Below are 18,546 nucleotides of genomic sequence, written 5' to 3' on the forward strand. Positions count from 1 at the left end.
ATAACCGTCCCTGTTATTCGCTGGCCCATTTAGGCACGTTGCGGGTAATCACGCTGATTTCACTGGTTTTGAAGTCCGGCGTTTCCATGGGTAAATCCGCCCCGCCCGCCGGTATCAGATACTGCGCCACGTTCATAATCATCGGCCCCTGCGAGCCGTGCTCGACGCCTTCGCCGCTCAGCTTTAGGTATGAGCCGCCGCCGTTCAGCGTCAGCGTTTTCGGCGTGCTGATGACGATTTCATCTTCCGTGCTGGTCACCGTGATTTGCTGCGCGGCGTTGAACGTCATCGCGTTGTGCTGCGCCTGCATCAACACCTCGCCCTGATTGGCAATCATCGTCATCGCGCCGGTGTGGGCGAACAGGCCGAGCGCCTTTTCGGCGGCCAGCGACAGGTTTTTCATCGCGCCGGCGTCAAGGTTGTGACCGGCATTCAGCATCGTGTTCTGGCTGCTGGTCAGCTGCAGATGCTCGCCCGAGGTCAGCGCCACGCCGAGCGGCGCGCTCGCCAGCAGCGCGGCGGACTGCAGATTCTTCAGCCGGTCCGACAGCAGGTTCGCCTGCGCGTTAATGTCTCCGGTCAGCGCGCCAGCGGTTTCGGCGGCGTTAGTGAGTGCCGTCATCTGATTGTTGGCGTTCGATATCTGTCCGACCGCCGCCGACATCTCCAGCACCTCGCCCTGCGCCTGCTGCTGGCCGTGCGAGCTCAGGAACAGGCCGCGCGCGGCGCGCACTGCGCCAAATTCATCGGTGCGCAGCTCAAAGCCGGTGCCGCGCTGTTTGCGCTGCGCGTCCACCAGATGCCCCATGTTGAGCTGGCTTTTGCCGTACTCGGTCGCCAGCTTGATGTGCTCCTGCTGGCGCAGGTCTTCCATGCGCAGCTTGTTGTTCGCCGGCGTGCGCAGCACGTTGCGGCTGTGGTTGTCGCGCGTAACGTGGTCGGGATGTTCGGAGTCGTGCTGCGCGTGGGCGATGTACGGACGGTCCGGGTCGCCGCCGTCGAAGGCTATCGACACTTCGGTGCCGTCCAGCAGCGGCGCGTGCCAGCCGTAGTCCGCGCCCGCGTAAGGTTTTGCCATGCGCACCAGCAGGTAGCCGTAGCCCGTCTCGCGGTCGCTGCGGTCAAAGTCCAGCTTCACGCGGTAGCGCCCGGTGCTGTCCAACCACGCGTAGGTGTCGTTCTTTTCGATGCTCTCCACGCGCGCCGGCAGCGTGCCGGCAATTACCGGACGGCGCAGCAGCGCAGGTCGCCAGCAGACGGTTTCGCTGTACGCCATGCCGTCAAACGCCAGCATGAAGCTGCTGCTGCGTGAGCCGTGGCTGCGCACGCGGGTAATCAGCACGCCGTCCTGCAATCCGTCCGGCAGACCGCTGTGGCTCTCCAGCACCTGACCCGGCGTCAGCTGCGCGCGGTTGGTGGTGCCGCTGGCCTGCAGCTGGTCGCAAAGCAGTCGCTCATGATGCAGGCGGGCGAAGAACGCGCCGGACTCCGTGCTCCCGGCGTCACCCTCCGACAGAAACGGCTCGGCGTAGCGGTACGCTTCGCCGATGGTGATGCCTTCCGCGCTGCTGATGCTCTGCGTGCTGTCCTGCGGCACCAGCGCCTCGCGGTAGTTGTAGTCGCGGGTGCTGACGCTGCCGGTGACCACGTTGCGACCGGTGTGAATATCAAGAATGCATTCCTGACCGGTATTGCTCAGGCCCGACGCCGGTCGCAGCGGCAGCGAGGTGCCGAACTGATAGTGCTGCTGCGAATCGTGGAATATCACCACGTCCTGCTCAAGGCGCGCGTCCATGTCGAAGCGCCAGAAAATCCCCACTTCGGCCAGCAACCGCTGGATGAACGCCAGGTCGGTTTCGCGCCACTGGGTAATAAGTTCGCGCTGCGGATACTCACGCGACAGGCCGAACTCAAAGTCCGGGCCTTCGAAGCCGTGCGAGCGCAACACCTGCTCCACCACTTCCGGTACCGACTGATTGAGGTAGATTTCGCTGCGATGAGTGTGACCGAGCATCGCCAGGCGCGGCACCAGCGTTAGCGCGTAGCGGGCTTCATCCTTCGACGTTGAGATGCGGCGAAACGTCTGCACCACGCCAAACACTGTGCGTACCGGCGTGGCGGGTGCGCCGGTGAACATCGGCACCTGAAAGGTGAACGAAGCCGGCTTCATCAGCAGCGCCTCGCAGGCGATATCCGCGTTTTCGCAGGTTACGATGACGTCATAGCACCACGTTTCGCTCAGCGCCTCTTCGGCCTGAAACTTCAGCACGTCCAGCGTCTCGTCGCAGCCGTGCACCTGCATCAGGTAGCGCGAATGGCCCAGCGTCTGCGCCGCCTTTTTCACCAGGGAAATGACCTCATCACTCATGGTTCACCTCATCAAACGCCAGTACGATGCCCTCTTCTTCCGTGCAGTCCATGGTCAGGTGCTGTGGATGATTACCCGCCGCACGATGACTGAGGATTTGCTGGCTCAGCACCGGCAGAATTTGCTGATTCAGCAGGCTGTCGACGTTGCGCGCGCCGGTGTCCGGCAGCAGGCAGGCGTCGGTAAGCATGTCGTACAGGCCTTCGCCGATGGTGGTGCGGATGCCGTAATGACGTTGCAGACGTTTGCTGACCTGGCGGAGCTTCATTTCCACAATGATGCGCATGGCGTCGCGCGCCAGCGGGCGGTAAATCACCGTCTGGAAGCGCGCCAGCAGCGCGGGCTGGAAGTGGTCGCGCAGGATCGGGCGCAGACATTCCTGCAGGTCGGATTCGGCGGCATCTGGCTTTTCCTCCAGCAGTTGCATCAACTGATCGCTGCCGAGATTCGAGGTCATCAGGATCACGGTGTTGCGGAAGTCGATTTCGCGCCCTTCGCCGTCGCGCATGAAGCCGCGATCAAACACCTGATAGAACAGGTTAATCACGTCGCGGTGCGCCTTTTCCACCTCGTCGAGCAGCACCACGCTGTACGGTCGCTTGCGCACCGCTTCGGTGAGAATGCCGCCCTGGCCGTAACCGACGTAGCCCGGCGGCGAGCCTTTGAGCTGGGAAACGGTGTGCGCTTCCTGATATTCGCTGAGGTTGATGGTGATTAATGATTTCTCACCGCCGTACAGCAAATCGGCCAGCGCCAGCGCGGTTTCGGTTTTGCCGGTGCCGCTGGTCCCGACCAGCAGGAACACGCCCTGCGGGCCGTTTTCGGAGGTGAGTCCGGTTTTCGAGGCGCGCAGGCGCCGGGCGATTGCGTTCAGCGCCGCGTCCTGACCGACCACGCGGGTGGCGAGCTGATTTTCCAGCGCCAGCAGCTCCGCCTGCTCGTCCTTCATTAATGAGGAGAGCGGCACGCCGGTCCAGTCGGCAATCACGCCCGCCACGATGCGCGCGTCGACGTCGGCGGTCAGCAGCGGCTCGCCGGGCTGCAGCGCGTCGAGGTCGGTCTGGAGCTGTGCGATGGCGCTGCGCTGGCTGACGTCTTTGCGGCCTTCCAGCAACTCTTGCATCAGCGACTGCACGATGCCGTAGCGCTGCTCCAGCGCCTCCAGCTCTTCATCGGTTACCGCAATCAGGCCGGCGATTTCTGCCAATCGCTCCTGCGACACCGCGCCGCCCAGCGCTTCGTCGTCAAGGATGGCGCGCTGCTCAATGTTCAGCGCATCAAGCTTCGCTCTTAAGCGGGTTATCGCCTCCGGCGTGGTGTCCTGACTCATACGCACGCGCGCAGCGGCGGTGTCGAGCAGGTCAACCGCCTTGTCAGGCAGCTGGCGGCCTGTAAGGTAGCGGCGCGACAGCGTGACGGCGGCGCGCACCGCCGCGTCGGTGATGTGTACGCCGTGATGGTCGGCGTAGCGCGACTTGAGGCCGCGCAGCATCAGGCACGCGGTGTCGTCGTCCGGCTCGTCCACCTTCACCATCTGGAAGCGTCGCTCCAGCGCGGCGTCCTTCTCAAAATACTGCTTGTACTCGCTCCACGTGGTGGCCGCGATGGTGCGCAGTTCGCCGCGCGCCAGTGCCGGTTTCAGCAGGTTGGCCGCGTCCGCGCCGCCCGCTGCGTTGCCCGCGCCGATGATGGTGTGCGCCTCGTCAATAAACAGCAGCACCGGGTTCGGCGCATTCTGTACCTCGGTGATGATGTTTTTGAGGCGCTGCTCGAACTCGCCCTTCACGCCCGCGCCCGCCTGCAGCATGCCGAGGTCCAGCGTATGCACGCTCACCGGCTTCAGGCTGTCCGGCACGTTGCCTTCGGCAATGCGCAGCGCCAGCCCTTCGACCAGCGCGGTTTTGCCGACGCCCGGCTCGCCGACCAGAATCGGGTTGTTCTTACGGCGGCGCGACAGGATATCCACCATCTGACGGATTTCGTTGTCGCGGCCAAATACCGGGTCGATTTTGCCGCTGCGCGCGTCAGCGGTGACGTCGCGGGTGAAGCGGGCAAGTGCTTCGGTTGATGCAGCTTTGGCTTCGCCTGCGGGAGCTTTCTCGATAGTGCTGACCGGCATCTCCGGCTGCTCCGCTTCCGCACGCTCGTCGGACTGCGCTTCCAGCATCGGCTGCAAGCGTTCCAGCTGGCTCATTCGCAGGCTCAGCAGCGGCCACAGCCCTTCACAGCGCACCAGCGACGATTGGTCGGCCAGCGCCATCAGCAAATGGATACTGCGAATTTGCGGGGAATTATCAGATGCGGAGGCCATTAGCCACGCCTGCTTCAGCAGCGCTTCCAGCGAAGAAGAAAGCTGCGGACGCCCGCGCACCGCGCGCGGCTGGCGGTCAAGAAACGCCAGCAAATCCTGCCAGATGGCATCCATATCCCACTCGTAGCGGCGCGCAATCACGGTGATGTCGCCCTCGCCCTGCTCCAGCAGCTTGAGCAGCCAGTGTTCCGGCTGGATTTCGGCGTGCGCGCGGGTCTGGCACAGCGACGCGGCGGCTTCCAGCGCCTGCGCGCAGAACGGATTGAGGCGACGCAAAAGCGCGGCTGACTGACTGTCCATAGCAAAATCTCCTGATTAGGGGCACGCTACCGCCCGTCGCCGTGTACCGAAGCGCATAAGGTCAGCAGGTCTGAGGTGGAAATGACTTGTGGTTTCACCCTTAAGAGATGAATTCATAAATCATCTGCCAGGCTGCAAAAAACAGCCCGGCGGAGGGATTACGCTAAATAGTTCGTGTCGCAGGAAGGCGGCAAGCGAGTGCAGCCCCGGGAGCTTACATAAGTAAGTGACCGGGGTGCGCGAGCGCAGCCAACGCACCTGCGGCGCGAAATATGACGCGTAATCAGGCTGTGGCGCGTTCGTTCCACGAATCCGAGTGAATGATGTTGCCGTCTTTATAGGTCCAGGTGATTTTTTCGTAGCGCAGCTCCAGCTGCTCCAGATGGTTATGCTTCTCTTTCGATGGATCTTTAACGTCGTGCATGATTGGATTGACCTTCACCACCTTCACGTTCTCCAGTTTGGTGTTGAAGTACTCGACTTCCTGACCGGCGTCATTGATGCGATACCATTTGAATTCGGCAGATTTCAGCGTCTGACCAGTGGTGACCGCTTTGTAGAGGTACGGGCTGGAAGAATCGATCTCTTTAGTGAACAGGAACGGCGTGTGAATGCGCGTGCCGGTCAGTTTGCCCGTGTTGTTGTCGGTCGGGATGTAGAGGTTGTGTTGCTGCGCCACTACTTCGATGCTGCCTTCGCGATCCTTCACATCAACAGAACCCTTGATGTCCGCGCCGCCGTCGTCCTTCAGCCAGAGATAAACAGGAATTGCCATTGGGATTTCTCCTTTCAGTTTTCAGAACCGTCATCATCCTGTGATGACGGCAAGGTTGTGTCCGGCACATTACAGGCATCCGCCTGCGGTACCAGACTGATTTCGACACGACGATTGAGCGCACGCCCTTCCGCCGTATCGTTACTCTCAATCGGGCGGCTCTCGCCATAACCCTGTACTGCAAAACAACTTTCCGGCACGTCACCGGTATCACGCATCCAGTCACGCACCGCTTCCGCCCGTTTGAGTGACAGCGTCTGGTTAAGCGGTGGATTGCCGGTGTTATCAGTATGCCCACTGACCACGATCAACCAACCCGGACGCGCTTTAATGCCCACCAGCGAATTCACCAGGAAGCGGGTTGAACCCTCTTTCAGTGCAAATTTGCCGGAGTCGAACAGCGACATGCTGTCGAGACGTATGATTTTCGGTACAGGCTTGGGCTTGGGTGCCGGTTGCGGAACATAACTGTCGATTGCCTGTTGCAGTGCCAGCCACAGTCGCGCGCCGGGATAAAGACCGAGGCCATAGCGCAGTGGCTCGCCCTGACGATGCCAGCGCTCGAATAACAGCGCCTGCTGCTGTAAAGCGTTAAGTGATGAGGCTTTCGCGGCGTAGCTGTCCATCGGAATAGCGTGCCAGCGTTGCAATCCATAGCCGGTCTGCTCAATCAGCTTGCGGTTGTTATTAGTGGAACAGGCCAGAGCCACGAGCGCGCAAAACAGCAGCACCAGCATCACGCGCCGCGCGGTTCTGCCGCCCTGAACCGGAACGATCAGTGGCGTCAGTACGGCGAACAACGGGTCGGCAAAGGATGTCGCAGGTTGGGATGGAGGCATTTCAGGCGCAAATATCATCACCGCATGGCGTTGCAGATACTGTTGCCAGAGCGAATTTTCAGCACCTACGCTGCTGCCGCAGCGAATGGAAACCGCCACAGGCGATACCGATGGGCTGAGTCGATCAGCTTTTTGCAGTTCGTCGAGCAGTGTTTCACGTAAGAATTGCCAGGCGTGCCGGATAACCGGGATGCAGAGGATATTGCTGCCCTGACGCTGCCAGTCGTCTAACGCCAGCTGATTGCCGTCCGCATCCGTCAGCGTGGCTTCATCGTCACGAACCAGAATCCATGGCGTAGCGGGCCCGGAAAACTGGCATTGCAGCGTTACCGGCAGAACCAGCCCGGTCAATTCGGTCACGGCGCGCAGTTGCTGGCGCAGTGCTTTCAGCCGGGCGCGCAACTCACCTTCATCCAGCTCCTCGTCGGCAATACAGCTGAACGTCACCGACATGCGGCCCGCCTGCGACGGCGAGTGATCCCAGATTTGCTCAACGGTACTGCGCAAGTCCTCAATCTTTTCAGCCCGATGCAAACTGCCCTGCGCGGTGACTTTAACCTTTTCATCGGCAAAAAAATCGTCCCGCCCGTTGCCATACACCAGCACAATCGGCCCTTCAGCAGCAGCAGCCAAAAGCGTTGAACTGGATGCGGAGGCGCTGGCGTAGCGTTTATGCAGCGGCCACAGCACGGCAGCGGTTGCCAGCACCATTACCAGGGAAATCAGCCATTTCACCGGCAGCGTCAGCGCGATAAAACACCACAGCAGCCATAGCAGCGCGATGACGCACAGCGCCGTCGGTGCCAGCACGGATAAGGTGAAAGAGCGGCGCATCAGGAACGCAGCTCCGGCAGCTGTGACGCCAGCAGCGCCTGTAACCACAGATGTCCACCCCACCACGCCAGCAGCGTGGCAGCCAGAGCGATCCCTGCCCAAAACCAGGCTGAACGGAACAGGCTGTAATGACGCAACCTGCGCTTGTGCACCACCAGTGAAACAGCGGGATCCAGCGGCTGTACGCGTTCGTTCAGTGCAACCAGCGCTTCTTCACGCTGTTTCGGATTGACGTTTGCCGCGCCGAACATGCCCTGGAAGCCCAGCGACAGCACGCGGTGATAGCAGGTGAGCACCGCCATCAACGGCGTGGGCTGACGCAATACTTCCGCAATGCGATCCCACAAGGCTTCACCGGCACGCAGCGAGCCAAAGAAGTGCGCCTGTAGCGGAACCGCGCGCCATTCACGCTGTGCACCGGCGGTGTCATCATTGTTGCCGGTTTCACCCGGTTTGCGGCTCAGCACCACCTCATCCAGCAATGCACACTGCGCGTAACTGATATGGCCGATGCTTTCCTCGTCGACGTTGGCGGCTTTCAGTGTTTCTCGCACTTTTTCCACCTGCGTCAGACAATTGCGATACAGCGCTTTGCCATCCGGAATGACAGCCGCATGCTTCAGCATCGCTACCGTCAGCCAGGTTTCTGCCATCAGTTCGTCGATATCAATGTCATTTTTCATGAGCGCAGCACCGCGAAGAGTTCAAGTTCCAGTTCACCCAGCAGCGCCGGGATGTAGAACAGGCATACGCCCTGATCGAGCATTTCACGTGAGGCGGCGCACTCCATATCCAACGCGAAGTACTGGTTTTCCAGACGCACCGGCAGCGCCGCAGGAACGCGGTTGACGGCGATGAGTGGAATACCGTCCAGCGCAATACTGGAAATGGCGTTGACGTTATCTGGCGACCCGGCTTTGCACAGCGTCGGGAAGCGTTCGGCAATCTGCCAGGCTGGCACATCTGAACGCACCGACAGATAGAAATCGGCGTCCTCACGCAGGCGCATGTCATGCAGCAAGGCTTTCCACGTCTGTCCATCCGGGCGCGACATATCCAGCGCAATCACGCGCGACGGCAGGCTGGCTTCCAGCAGACCGGCAATCAGGTCAAACAGCGGCGGGAAGCTCTGTGCCGGATCTTCATGCTGATAACCTGGAATAGCGTCAACATCGTGATCCAGTGAGAACGTCATGATGCTGCCAGCAAGACGTGCCAGCTCAGCCCACACTTGTTCTGGGTGACGCGCTGGGAACCGTTCAAACTCGGAAAGCACACGTGCGTGAGAATTCAGCGCGTTAAGCAGCCAGAACAGCGAAACGTCGGCCACGGCAAAATCGGCCAGACGTTCGTTGCTCTCACGACGCATCGCCATCAAACGCTGGCGACGTGAACGTAACTGGCGATTCAGTAGCACCAGACGTTCACGTAGCGCATGACTGGAAGAGAACAGTGCCAGCGGCGGAATAAACGCCGGATCAATGCGCCAGCCGCCCTGCCCGTCGCTAATCAGACGGCACAGCGGGCAGGTTTCCCAGGCATCGTTGTTCTCATGCTGATAGCGCAGCGCAAGATTAAAGCGCGCCACGGCAATTGACTCTTCTTCCGGCCCGAAAGCATCCTGAACGTTGACCCATTCCTGGCGATAACGCTGCGGACGCTCCGGCGTCGCCTCGGTTTCGCAGACGTTGCCGCCGCCCGCCTGCATCAGCGGTAGCGCCAGTAACAGCGTGATGCTGTCTCTGCCTGATATCGCATCTGAGCGCAGGTCACGCGGTGCAGGTGCAACATCACTTTGGCGGGTATCGATTAACGTGCCGTCTGGCAACCAGAGGCGCAGTGTTTGAACCACTGCACGACCTGATGCCAGCTGCGTTTCGTCAAATTCGACCTGCTCTACGCCCCATGGGAATGGAGACGTCAGCGCAGCAAGGCCAGCTTTGGTAAACGCTTCCCATGCCGACTGCTGCTGGAACTGCTGAGGGGACAGCAATGCCCCCTCGTTCCACAGTGGACGATAAATTTTCATCCCTGAGTTCCGCCTTACGCTTTAGCTTTCGGCATCTGAGAAACCAGCGACAGGTTCACGTCCATGCCTTCCACCTGGAAGTGCGGGATGGCGAACAGCTTAACGCGGAAGAAGCCCGGGTTGTCCTCGATATCTTCCACCAGCACTTTCGCATCGCGCAGCGGATGTGAAGACTGCAGCTCGTCGCCCGGATCGGTCATCTCGGTCACCAGCGTGCGCACCCAGGTGTTGAGCTCCAGCTCCAGCAGGCGGCGGTCTTTGGTGGTGCCGATGTTTTCGCGCTGAATAAGCTTCAGGTAGTGAGCGATGCGCGACAGCAGGAAGATGTAAGGCAGACGCGCGTTGATGCGGCTGTTAGCCGTCGCATCAGCGGTGTCATACAGCGCCGGTTTCTGCGTCGAGTTAGCCGAGAAGAAGCAGGCGTAATCGCGGTTCTTGTAGTACGACAGCGGGATAAAGCCGAGGTTGGCGAACTCGAATTCGCGGGTTTCCGGGATCATCACTTCGGACGGGATTTTCACCTGGTTGCCGGTGCCCAAATCGTACAGATGGATCGGCAGATCCTGCACCGCACCACCGGCCTGCGGGCCGCGAATTTGCACGCACCAGCCGTTGCTGATGAAGCTCTGCACCATGTTAGCGGCGAAGGCGAACGAGGCGTTGGTCCACAGGTATTTATCGTGATCCGGGCCTTTTACTTCTTCGATGTAGTTGAAGCTGCGCACCGGCACGGTATCCGGGCCATATGGCAGACGACCAAGCACGCGCGGCATGGTCAGGCCGATGTAGCGCGAGTCGTCGGTGTCGCGGAACGACTTCCACTTGATGTACTCAGCGCGGTCAAAGTAGTTGCCGATGTCTTTGATCGCCGCCACTTCTTCCATTGTATCCTTGAGGAAAAACTGCGGTCCGACCGAACCGATAAACGGCATGTGTGCTGACGCCGCGACTTTCGACAGGTTACGCAGCAGCGCGATGTCCTGTGCAGAGGCATCGAACTCGTAAGCAGAAATCACCGCGCCAATCGGCTCGCCGCCCGGCGTGTCGTATTCGGCGACGTAGGTTTGCAGATAGAGACCGCTCTGGATGATTTCTGGCGCATCTTCGAAATCCTGACGCAGATCGTCTTTCGATACGTCGAGCACTTCAATTTTCACGTTCTGGCGGAAGTCAGTTTTATCCACCAGCGACTTCAGGCCGCGCCACGCCGACTCCACTTTCTGGAATTCGTCGTGGTGCATCACCGCATCGAGCTGGCGGCTGATCTGGCGGTCCAGCTCGGCGATATGGTGATCCAGCAGGTTTTTATCCAGCTTCTCTACTTTCGCGCCACTGATTTTCAGACGTGTCAGGAATACCTGCATCGCAGCGGTGACACGCTCGTCGGCGGTGGCATCAGACATCGCCTGATTGTCCTGCCAGACGTTGAGGTCGCTCAGCTCCGAGACAGGATTGAGGTTGATTTTTTCAAAAAGCGACGCGTAGACGCCGCCCGCAGCGGGGCGGTCCAGCACGGTGGTTGCGCCATTAGCATGGGTTTCATTCTGAACTGACATCAGCATTCTCTCTCAATAGTCCGTTACGGGGATGATCAGGCTTGATCGGTGGCTAACGCAGACAGTTCGCTGCGCAGTTCGTCGCTGAGTGCCGGATCTTTCAGGATGGCTTCCAGCTCTTTGCGGAAGGTGACGTTATCCAGCAGGTTGGATTTGAGGTCGCGCAGTAGATTGCGCATCGCCAGCATGGCGCGCAGCTGGGGAATTTGGCGGGCAACCTGCTCCGGTTCGAAGTCCTTCATGTCGCGGAAGTTAAGCTGAACGTTCTCTTCGCTGCCGTCACCGGCCAGGGTGTTCGGCACGGCAAATGACACCGCTGGCGCGATATCGGCCAGCACGCTGTTGAAGTTGTTTTTGTTGACGTTGATTTTTTCGCGTTCAGACAGCGGGCGGTCTTCCGCGCCGTTACTGAAATCGCCGGTCACCAGCAGCTTGAGAGGGAGCTCGGTTTTCTTCGCCGCTCCACCGGTGTGCAGGTCTAGCTTGAGGTTGATACGGGCTTTAGGGATTTCGTTCTGGTAAGAGTTGCTCATGTTTACTCCTTGTAAAAATGGCGCGGAAAGCACGCGTAGGCACACTTTCCCTGTGTGTTACCGCGCGAATATATAGCTGGAATTTTAGGAAGGCAATAAAGCGAGATGATCTTTGCAGTCTGATTTATATAGGAAATTTCTTATGATTTGAGTTAAGCCCCTGATGAACCCTGATAAAGTGACTAGGATTGTTCTTAAAATTATTTTTGACCGGGAGTGCCATTTATCACCAAAAATACTTTTACAGGTATCAATAATACAATGGCGCTAATTGTTACCGCAGGGGGATGGTGTCGAGCCGAGGGGGGACACAATAAAAAAACCCGGCGCGCGCCGGGTTTTACTTAAGCTACATTCTCAATCAAACGGTTAACTGTAAGCGTGCAGCGTGCGTTGGCACAGCGCTGAACGGACGCAATCCTCTTTGCCGAAACGCACCACGCCGATCATCTCATCCTCTTCGAAGCGCGCTAACGCATCGGCAAGGCCTGACCTGGCGTGGGATGGCAGGTCGCACTGGGTAATATCGCCGTTGACGATAACCGTCACGTTTTCCCCCAGGCGAGTCAGGAACATCTTCATCTGTGCGGCGGTGACGTTTTGTGCCTCATCAAGGATCACCACCGCATTTTCAAAGGTACGTCCACGCATGTAGGCGAAGGGCGCGATCTCTACCTTGGCAATTTCGGGCCGCAGGCAGTATTGCATAAAGGAAGCGCCGAGACGTTTAACCAGAACGTCATAGACCGGTCGGAAATAAGGCGCGAATTTCTCGGAAATATCTCCGGGAAGGAAACCGAGATCTTCATCCGCCTGCAGCACCGGGCGCGTTACGATAATCCTTTCGATATCCTTATTGATCAGGGCCTCAGCCGCTTTGGCTGCGCTAATCCAGGTTTTTCCGCAGCCGGCTTCACCGGTGGCGAAAATAAGCTGTTTCGTTTCTATGGCATGGAGATAGTGTGCCTGAGCTTCATTTCTGGCTTCAATCGGCCCGCGGTCACGTGCATCACGTGCCATACCAATCGAATCCAACCCACCCATTTGCACCAGCGAAGTGACCGATTCTTCTTCACGCTGACGGTGACTGCGAGAGTCGCTACGAATAACGCGTCTTGCTTCACGACGTGCTTTGATCACTGCTTTCTGTCTTCCCATAGTGGCACCTTACAGTTGGTTTCATTTATCGCGGCGGATCACCCGCGGCGATGACTTGAACGCTTTAGAGGTTTAGTTGGCTTCCTTGTAAGCCGTGTCGAGCCAGTGAGAATGGTGTGCATCAGCGCCGAGACGCAGGCGCGCACCGGTAAAGAAAATGAGATTGAACAAGAACGATGTTTGAAAAGTAGCGAGGTTACGTTGGAGGGAAGAAATCCCCCGCAGTGGACTGCGTGTGGTGAAACTATTTAACTGTCCCAAAGAGAGACGAATCATGCGCGAACTCCAGTGGCTTAGCCACACAACTGACAACGCTTATGAATAAAGTGCATCATATTTGCGGTGGTTTGCAACATTATTTTTACTTAGCAGTAAAGAAAAAAAGATAAGCGAAGCCTAAGGTCTTTTACCTTAAATTAAATTTATCATATTTATCATATAGATGATTTATTAACGGGTAACATAACTTTTTAAGAACATTCGGAAGTGATTACTTCCAGCGGAAAGTTTAAGGAATACTTAACAAATGCGCCTGCGAAGCGGTGACCATCGCAGGCGCTGCACATTTATTAATCAGGCCTGCAATAAAGATTGCCCGAGATAATGGTTTTTATCCGCCACGCCCGGCAGCGCGAAAAAGTATCCGCCCCCAATCGGGCGAATATATTCTTCCAGCGCTTCGCCATTGAGACGCTGCTGTACGGTAATAAAGCCCTTGGTTAAATCATGCTGGTAGCAAACAAACAATAACCCCATATCCAGCTGGCCCGATCCGGTAATACCGCTGGAATAGCTGTAACCGCGCCGCAGCATCAAGCTGCTGTCGGTTTCCGGCGTGCGTGGATTGGCGAGACGAATATGCGCATCCAGCGCGATAAAATCGCCATCGGGATCTTTGCTGTAATCCGGTACGTCATGCTCGTTTTTCATACCCAGCGGCGCGCCTGATAACTTCTCACGACCGAAGATGGTTTGCTGCTCGCCGAACGGCGTACGGTCCCACATCTCTACGTGAAAACGGATAATACGCACCGCCTGATAGCTGCCGCCGTGCGTCCACGCCGGTTCCTGCTGTTCGTGCGTGACCCACAAGAGTTGATCCATCAATGCCGGATTATGCGTATCGGGATTGGCGGTACCATCTTTGAAACCCAGCAGGTTGATCGGCGTTTCTTTGCCGTTGCTGCGCGCCGCGTGGTCGGCAATAAAACCTTCGCGACGCCAGCGCACCGCCAGCAGATCGGGTGTGCGTTTAATGATGTCGCGCAGCGCGTGAATCACCGTATCCTGGGTGTTGGCGCAAATCTGGAGCAGCAGGTCGCCATGGCACTGTTCCGCATCCAGCGAATCGTTGGGAAAACGCGTCATGGTTTGCAGCTGCGCAGGCTTGTGTTTGCTTAAGCCGAAGCGCTCATCAAACAGCGAGGTGCCAACCGATAACGTCATGGTGAGATTGTCGGGCGCGATATCGGCACCGAGAATCCCCGAATCCATCGGCGGCAGCTGCGGATTGGTGACCGCCGGCGCCGGTCCACCATGCGTGAGAAAAGCGAAGCGATCGGTTAGCAAGCGGAACAGACGTTCAAGCTCGGCTTTGTCGCTCGCCAGCACATCAAACGCCACCAGCATCATGGATGCCTGCTGCGGCGTGACGATACCGGCCTGATGGGCGCCGTAAAAAGGTTGCGCCTGCTGGCGCGAGTTGGGTGCAACCGTGCCGGGAGAGAAGCTATCGGCGGTTGCGGTATGGAACGGACAACCGCCGCCGAGGGCGGCTGCGCCACCCAACATGCCTAATCCCTGCAATAATCGACGACGCGACGGCTGCGCCGCGTCATTTTTTTCACTCATGATCAGTCGAGACCCAAGGTTCCACGCAGCAGTGAGAGATCTTCCGCCAGCGTGGTAATCGGGCCTTTCAGCGCGTTACGGTCAGCGGTAGTCAGTTTTTCGTACGATTCAAAGCCATCTTTGGTGCGATATTTGCTGAGAATGCCGTCGACTTTCCTGAAGTTAGCATCCACTTTCGCCAGCAGCTGCGGGTTGTTTTTCTGCAGCAGCGGACGCAGCAGGTCAACGATTTTCTGCGCGCCATCAATGTTGGCCTGGAAGTCGGAGAGATCGGTACGGCTGTAACGATCCTCTTCACCAGAGATCTTGCTGGAGGCCACTTCTTCAATCAGACCGGCTGCGCCGCCAACCACCTTCGCCGGTGGGAACGCCAGTTCGCTGATGCGGGTTTGCAGATCGAGCACATCCTGATTTAGCTTGCTGGCGAACTCTTCGGCACCTTTGGTGGTGTTATCGGCGAACAGGATTTTTTCCAGGCGGTGGAAACCGGTGAATTTCGGATCTTCATTTTTCTTCTCGAAGTCATCTTCACGCGCATCAATGCTGCCATCCAGATCGGAGAACAGCTCAGCAATAGGTTCAATACGCTCGTAATGCACGCGCGTAGGTGCGAATAGCGCTTTGGCTTTCTCGATGTCGCCGGCTTTCACCGCATCGGTAAACGCTTTGGTGCCCGCTACCAGCTCTTTCACTTCATTCATCACGTAGACTTTGTAGTCGGCGATCGGGCCAACCAGCTCCAGCACATCCGGTTTACCGTTTGCCGCTTGCTTCGCATCGCCGCTCACCACCAGCTTGCCTTTCGGGTTGCTGAGCAGGCCGCAGGTCATGCCATATTCGCCCGCCTCCAGATTGGCGGTGAGTTTCTGGCTGAAGCCAGGCGCGATGTTTTCACGCTCTTCCACCACCATCACCCCTTTCAGGATCTCCCACTCCAGCGCTTTCTGGCTGTTGTTTTTGATGATGAACTGGGTTTTACCGGCCTGCACGTTGAGCGACATCGGCTCACATTGTTTGTCCGTCACGGTGACCGTGACTTGCGGGACGGCAGCAGTAGCCGCGCCGGAAAGCGCCAGCATAGCAACCAACAGCGCCTTGTGGCGGAAGCGAATCGTCATAGTGATATCCCTGTTACATGGAAGAACAGGCGCGCAATCGCGCCTGATTAAATTTCAGCGTGTGGTACGTGCCGCGTTGACTGCAGGCCGGGCCGGGAAGAAAAACAGCAGCAGCGCCGGGATGAGATAGGCAAGCCACACCGCCACTTCGCTGACGCTTGGCGTTTCCTGGTAACCTAAAATCCCTTCCAAAAGCGTGCCGAACACCGAGTGCATTGAGAGCGTGTTGCTCATATCAAACGCCACATCCTGGAAGTGATTCCACAAACCGGCCTCATGGAAGGCGCGAATGGCGCCGGCGGACAAACCCGCTGCGACAAACAGAATGAACAAACTGGTCCAGCGGAAAAAGTGCGCCAGGTTCAGGCGAATGCCGCCGTAATAGAGCAAAAAGCCCAGCGCCACGGCGGTTGCGAGGCCGAGCACCGCGCCGAGCGGCGGCGCATAACCCACATCTTGCGTGAACGCGGCCAGCAGGAAGAACACCGATTCCAGCCCTTCACGCGCTACCGCCAGAAACACCATCAGCACCAGCGGGAAGCCGCTGCTGCCCTGCTTCTGCAACGCCTGATCGACCGATTTTTCCAGCGTGGCTTTGATATTGCGCGAAACTTTGCGCATCCAGAACACCATCGACGTCAGGATCACCACGGCAATCACCGCGACAATGCCTTCGAACAGCTCCTGCTGTTTCTGAGGAAACTCACCGGTAGTTTCATTAATAAAGATGCCCAACGCTAAGCAGAGCGCGGCAGCGATAAATACGCCGGCCCACATGGCGGGAAACCATTGGGTACGCTGAGTGCGTTTGAGATAGCTGGCAATCAGGCTGACGATGAGCGCTGCTTCCAGACCTTCACGCAGCATAATGAGAAAGGGAACGAACATCACCAACCTCTTGAATTTTAAGAAGGGTAAACCTTAGGTAAAAAAACGTAAAGTGCGAACGATAGTGATTATCATTACTGAAGAGAGAAATACAAGTCACTGCAGGAAATTAATTTTGTTTTGCGGATGGGGGAGCGGGTTTTAAGGGTGCGCACTCCTGCGCACCCGGGGGTTCATCAAACACGTCGCCATCAATGGCGATAGAGGTTACTTGCTGTGGTATTGGGCTTCGGCGGCAGCAAAGCGCTGCTGTGCCGCTTCTGATGGGCCGCGACCCAGCAAGCTAAATACCACAATCGCGATACTGGCGAACGCGAAACCTGGGATGATTTCATACAGCTCGGCGTAGCCATAATCTTTCCACAGCAATACGGTCAGCGCGCCAATCACCATACCGGCCAACGCGCCGTTGCGCGTCATGCGTTTCCAGCACACGCCGAACAGCACCACCGGACCAAAGGCGGCACCGAAGCCAGCCCACGCATAGCTCACCAGACCTAACACGCGGTTTTCCGGGTTGGCAGCCAACGCGATAGCAATCAAGGCAATCACCAGCACCATCAAGCGCCCTACCCACACCAGCTCTTTCTGGCTGGCGTTTTTACGCAGGAAGCCTTTATAGAGATCCTCGGTCAGGGCGCTGGAGCACACCAGCAGCTGGCAGCTTAAGGTCGACATCACCGCGGCGAGAATCGCTGAGAGCAAGATACCGGCAATCCACGGATTGAACAGAATACGCGCCAGTTCGATAAAGATACGCTCGCCGTTCTGGCTTACGCCCGCCGCCTGATCGGGATGGTTCTCGAAGTAGGCGATACCAAAGAAGCCCACCGCCACCGCGCCACCCAGGCACAGGATCATCCAAATCATACCGATACGACGCGCGCTGCGGATGGTGTGATGCGAATCGGCCGCCATAAAGCGCGCAAGAATATGCGGCTGCCCAAAGTAGCCAAGTCCCCAACCGAGCAGCGAAATCACCGCGACAAAGTTCAGCCCTTTCAGCATATCGAGGTTTTCAAGGCTCTTCGCCCTGATCACCGCCAGTGAATCATCCAGCCCGCCGACGGCGACAATCACGATAACTGGCGTCAGAATCAGCGCAAATATCATCAGGCTGGCCTGTACGGTATCGGTCCAGCTCACCGCAAGGAAACCGCCCACCAGCGTGTAGAGAATGGTGGCAGCGGCACCTGCCCACAGCGCGGTCTGGTAATCCATACCAAAGGTACTTTCAAACAGACGCGCGCCGGCAACCACGCCAGACGCACAATAGATAGTGAAGAAGATCAGAATCACCACCGCCGAGATAACGCGCAGCAGTTTGCTGTTATCTTCGAAGCGGCTGGAGAAGAAGTCTGGCAGGGTTAACGCATTATCGTGATGCTCGGTCTGCACACGCAGACGGCCCGCCACAATGCGCCAGTTCAGCCAGGCGCCGATAATCAGGCCGATGGCGATCCAACTTTCGGAGATCCCAGACAGGAAAATGGCGCCCGGCAGGCCCATCAATAACCAGCCGCTCATATCGGAAGCGCCCGCAGAGAGCGCGGTCACGACGCTCCCTAAACTGCGCCCGCCGAGAATATAGTCATCGAAGCTTTTGGTTGATCGCCAGGCGATGAAACCAATTAGCACCATCCCAAGGATATACACTACAAAGGTCACCAACATCGGTGTACTTACACTCATGAGTCTCTCCACTTATTATTTGATCCATCAAGAGAAATCTTTTTGATCAGCGCTGTCGGAACGGGACAGCAGCTGGTTTCACCGCATCCAGAGAAAGCGATTTCTCTTAAGGCGCGGTATCCTGCCGCAAAGGGTCGGCGCGCACAATGCATTTAACACAGCTGTTACACCGGTTTCACCTTCCTTCGCTTTTTTAATGCCAGCAGGTTGCGCCTGCTCACAGTTTGAGTTGCACCTCATCGGGTTCAGTAACCGTCTTGTTGCTGGCGGTTGCAACATTGGCGAGTTTCTTGC

At 57.8% G+C, this 18,546-nt stretch carries 14 protein-coding genes; all 14 read right to left on the bottom strand.

Going from position 1 to position 18,546, the window contains the following annotated elements; translation table 11 throughout:
* Positions 1-13: 13 nt before the first annotated feature.
* Positions 14-2,368, bottom strand: coding sequence for a type VI secretion system Vgr family protein (locus MWH02_RS21325; protein WP_271461418.1), 2,355 nt, complete (start codon positions 2,366-2,368; stop codon positions 14-16).
* Entirely contained in the window at positions 2,361-4,979 is a 2,619-nt protein-coding gene (gene tssH, locus MWH02_RS21330; RefSeq protein ID WP_271461419.1) for a type VI secretion system ATPase TssH, read from the bottom strand. The genes MWH02_RS21325 and tssH overlap by 8 nt, the downstream gene beginning before the upstream one ends.
* A 283-nt stretch (positions 4,980-5,262) precedes the next feature.
* Positions 5,263-5,754: a type VI secretion system effector Hcp gene (gene hcp / locus MWH02_RS21335; protein WP_210081904.1), complete on the bottom strand. Its 492-nt coding sequence runs from the start codon at positions 5,752-5,754 to the stop codon at positions 5,263-5,265.
* A gap of 14 nt (positions 5,755-5,768) precedes the next feature.
* Positions 5,769-7,427 carry an OmpA family protein gene (locus tag MWH02_RS21340; protein WP_271461420.1) on the bottom strand — a complete coding sequence of 553 codons (1,659 nt, stop codon included), beginning with the start codon at positions 7,425-7,427 and terminating at the stop codon, positions 5,769-5,771.
* Entirely contained in the window at positions 7,427-8,110 is a 684-nt protein-coding gene (tssL, locus tag MWH02_RS21345) for a type VI secretion system protein TssL, short form (RefSeq protein ID WP_210081906.1), read from the bottom strand. The genes MWH02_RS21340 and tssL overlap by 1 nt, the downstream gene beginning before the upstream one ends.
* Complete coding sequence (tssK, locus tag MWH02_RS21350) at positions 8,107-9,456, bottom strand: type VI secretion system baseplate subunit TssK (protein WP_271461421.1); 1,350 nt, start codon at positions 9,454-9,456, stop codon at positions 8,107-8,109. The genes tssL and tssK overlap by 4 nt, the downstream gene beginning before the upstream one ends.
* 14 nt (positions 9,457-9,470) lie before the next feature.
* Complete coding sequence (tssC, locus tag MWH02_RS21355) at positions 9,471-11,018, bottom strand: type VI secretion system contractile sheath large subunit (RefSeq protein WP_271461422.1); 1,548 nt, start codon at positions 11,016-11,018, stop codon at positions 9,471-9,473.
* 29 nt (positions 11,019-11,047) lie between these two features.
* A complete protein-coding gene (tssB, locus tag MWH02_RS21360) occupies positions 11,048-11,545 on the bottom strand; it encodes a type VI secretion system contractile sheath small subunit (protein WP_101764057.1) in 498 nt (165 codons plus the stop codon).
* Between the two features lie 369 nt (positions 11,546-11,914).
* Positions 11,915-12,703, bottom strand: a complete 789-nt coding sequence (gene phoH, locus MWH02_RS21365) for a phosphate starvation-inducible protein PhoH (RefSeq protein WP_101764056.1) — start codon at positions 12,701-12,703, stop codon at positions 11,915-11,917.
* Between the two features lie 72 nt (positions 12,704-12,775).
* Complete coding sequence (locus tag MWH02_RS21370) at positions 12,776-12,979, bottom strand: hypothetical protein (RefSeq protein WP_110866394.1); 204 nt, start codon at positions 12,977-12,979, stop codon at positions 12,776-12,778.
* Positions 12,980-13,276: 297 nt separating this feature from the next.
* The gene (gene efeB, locus MWH02_RS21375) at positions 13,277-14,554 is read right to left on the bottom strand and encodes an iron uptake transporter deferrochelatase/peroxidase subunit (protein ID WP_271461423.1); all 1,278 of its coding nucleotides are present in this window, start codon (positions 14,552-14,554) and stop codon (positions 13,277-13,279) included.
* 2 nt (positions 14,555-14,556) lie between these two features.
* Positions 14,557-15,672 (bottom strand): iron uptake system protein EfeO, encoded by a 1,116-nt coding sequence (gene efeO, locus MWH02_RS21380; protein WP_271461424.1) that lies wholly within the window; start codon positions 15,670-15,672, stop codon positions 14,557-14,559.
* Between the two features lie 54 nt (positions 15,673-15,726).
* Positions 15,727-16,560: an iron uptake transporter permease EfeU gene (gene efeU, locus MWH02_RS21385; RefSeq protein WP_271461425.1), complete on the bottom strand. Its 834-nt coding sequence runs from the start codon at positions 16,558-16,560 to the stop codon at positions 15,727-15,729.
* A 207-nt stretch (positions 16,561-16,767) separates the two neighbouring features.
* The gene (gene putP / locus MWH02_RS21390) at positions 16,768-18,252 is read right to left on the bottom strand and encodes a sodium/proline symporter PutP (RefSeq protein WP_110866398.1); all 1,485 of its coding nucleotides are present in this window, start codon (positions 18,250-18,252) and stop codon (positions 16,768-16,770) included.
* Between the last annotated feature and the right edge of the window lie 294 nt (positions 18,253-18,546).

This window comes from Pantoea leporis (assembly GCF_028048155.1).
Taxonomy (GTDB): domain Bacteria; phylum Pseudomonadota; class Gammaproteobacteria; order Enterobacterales; family Enterobacteriaceae; genus Pantoea; species Pantoea leporis.

Bases quoted from the DNA above. Each gene is read 5' to 3' on its own strand.
- tssK (WP_271461421.1), bottom strand. From the start codon at position 9,456: ATGAAAATTTATCGTCCACTGTGGAACGAGGGGGCATTGCTGTCCCCT.
- tssL (WP_210081906.1), bottom strand. From the start codon at position 8,110: ATGAAAAATGACATTGATATCGACGAACTGATGGCAGAAACCTGGCTG.
- MWH02_RS21340 (WP_271461420.1), bottom strand. From the start codon at position 7,427: ATGCGCCGCTCTTTCACCTTATCCGTGCTGGCACCGACGGCGCTGTGC.
- MWH02_RS21325 (WP_271461418.1), bottom strand. From the start codon at position 2,368: ATGAGTGATGAGGTCATTTCCCTGGTGAAAAAGGCGGCGCAGACGCTG.
- tssC (WP_271461422.1), bottom strand. From the start codon at position 11,018: ATGCTGATGTCAGTTCAGAATGAAACCCATGCTAATGGCGCAACCACC.
- efeU (WP_271461425.1), bottom strand. From the start codon at position 16,560: ATGTTCGTTCCCTTTCTCATTATGCTGCGTGAAGGTCTGGAAGCAGCG.
- efeO (WP_271461424.1), bottom strand. From the start codon at position 15,672: ATGACGATTCGCTTCCGCCACAAGGCGCTGTTGGTTGCTATGCTGGCG.
- efeB (WP_271461423.1), bottom strand. From the start codon at position 14,554: ATGAGTGAAAAAAATGACGCGGCGCAGCCGTCGCGTCGTCGATTATTG.
- phoH (WP_101764056.1), bottom strand. From the start codon at position 12,703: ATGGGAAGACAGAAAGCAGTGATCAAAGCACGTCGTGAAGCAAGACGC.
- MWH02_RS21370 (WP_110866394.1), bottom strand. From the start codon at position 12,979: ATGATTCGTCTCTCTTTGGGACAGTTAAATAGTTTCACCACACGCAGT.
- tssB (WP_101764057.1), bottom strand. From the start codon at position 11,545: ATGAGCAACTCTTACCAGAACGAAATCCCTAAAGCCCGTATCAACCTC.
- tssH (WP_271461419.1), bottom strand. From the start codon at position 4,979: ATGGACAGTCAGTCAGCCGCGCTTTTGCGTCGCCTCAATCCGTTCTGC.
- hcp (WP_210081904.1), bottom strand. From the start codon at position 5,754: ATGGCAATTCCTGTTTATCTCTGGCTGAAGGACGACGGCGGCGCGGAC.
- putP (WP_110866398.1), bottom strand. From the start codon at position 18,252: ATGAGTGTAAGTACACCGATGTTGGTGACCTTTGTAGTGTATATCCTT.